The sequence below is a fragment of the Rhizobium sp. PDO1-076 genome (assembly GCF_000247475.1).
In the GTDB taxonomy this organism is placed as follows: domain Bacteria; phylum Pseudomonadota; class Alphaproteobacteria; order Rhizobiales; family Rhizobiaceae; genus Allorhizobium.
In genome coordinates this window covers 1-1,054 of the sequence record NZ_AHZC01000305.1, presented here as the reverse complement: position 1 = coordinate 1,054, position 1,054 = coordinate 1, and the positions used below count along the sequence as shown (strand labels likewise).

Annotated in this window: 1 protein-coding gene and 1 pseudogene; both read right to left on the bottom strand. The window is 51.8% G+C overall.

Annotated features, from left to right (window positions below; all coding sequences use genetic code 11):
- Positions 1-105, bottom strand: a pseudogene (locus PDO_RS27985) (IS6 family transposase); the annotation flags it as partial.
- Positions 106-252: 147 nt separating this feature from the next.
- Positions 253-834: a hypothetical protein gene (locus PDO_RS27980; RefSeq protein ID WP_007603763.1), complete on the bottom strand. Its 582-nt coding sequence runs from the start codon at positions 832-834 to the stop codon at positions 253-255.
- Positions 835-1,054: the final 220 nt, after the last annotated feature.

Sequence of the window (1,054 nt, the reverse complement as noted above, 5' to 3'; positions counted from 1 at the left end):
ATGCCCTCCAAGCGCCTGCACGACCAACCATGCCTTGAAGTACCGCCCCTTGAAATCATCCTTTGACTGGCGCTCCAGCTTTTCGGCAATGGAATTCAGAATCATCGGCTCGCTCCGCAACTTTCGGAGCCGTAATTTCTCTTCGAGTGGCCAACATACCGTTAAGTGCAAAAATTTGCGACAGGCCCGGATCTCAAGCTTGCCGATGGTCCTGACCGGATTGTAGCGCCAAACAGCCATCGCTCAGCGTGTTCATCGGGCGTCAAAAATAGGCAAATGGCTTTTGATCAATGAGGCGTCAAGACTTTCCAGCTTCCTCTTGGCCTCTTTGGCATTTTCAATGACAGGCTCAATTCGTTTGATAAAATCTGCAATATGAGACCTCATCTGTTCTAGTTCATCCTTCAAATCATTAAAATAGCCCTTATCGTCATGCCCGCGCGCAGCTGCAAACTCACCCACTATGATATCAAATCGCTTATTCCAATCTATGATATCAACAACCTCAATTTGCGAGAACGTTTCGGTGGTCCCGTCGCGAAAAAAAGACCATCGCGATTGTTTAGTCGTTGCTTTTGTCATAAGGTCAGGATTTGCTGGCGCACCAGTCGGAACCGCTATGATATGCGCGTCTGTCGACCAGGGATCTTCTTTTACGCCGAGATGTTTACCCTTTCCCTCGGCTTTAACCAGGGAATTTTGACCACCGGTATCCCCGAAGGTTCTAACACATCGGCCGCCGAGGCGCGGCGCATTTTTTTCCTCCGGTTGTGGATCAAGTCCGCCCGGTACTATAGACATTGGTGGGCTTGAGCCTGGTGCTTTTACGGACATCGGTCTTTCCTCTCGTCGATCGCACGAGACGTGTTGTGGTTCGCAGGCAGGGCGGCGGCGATCCTGATGCCCCGCCAATGAGTGTACATCGGGAATTGATAACCGCATATCCCCAATGAGCATTGCACGCTGTCACATTTGTTACACTGCACGGACCCGCTCCGGCCGAGAAGTGTGGTGTGCGGCGATCCGCAAAAGCTCGGACGCGCCATAAGCGGGG

What these genes read in the sequence shown, in the direction of transcription:
- PDO_RS27980 (WP_007603763.1), bottom strand. Translation starts at nt 834, where the DNA reads ATGTCCGTAAAAGCACCAGGCTCAAGCCCACCAATGTCTATAGTACCG.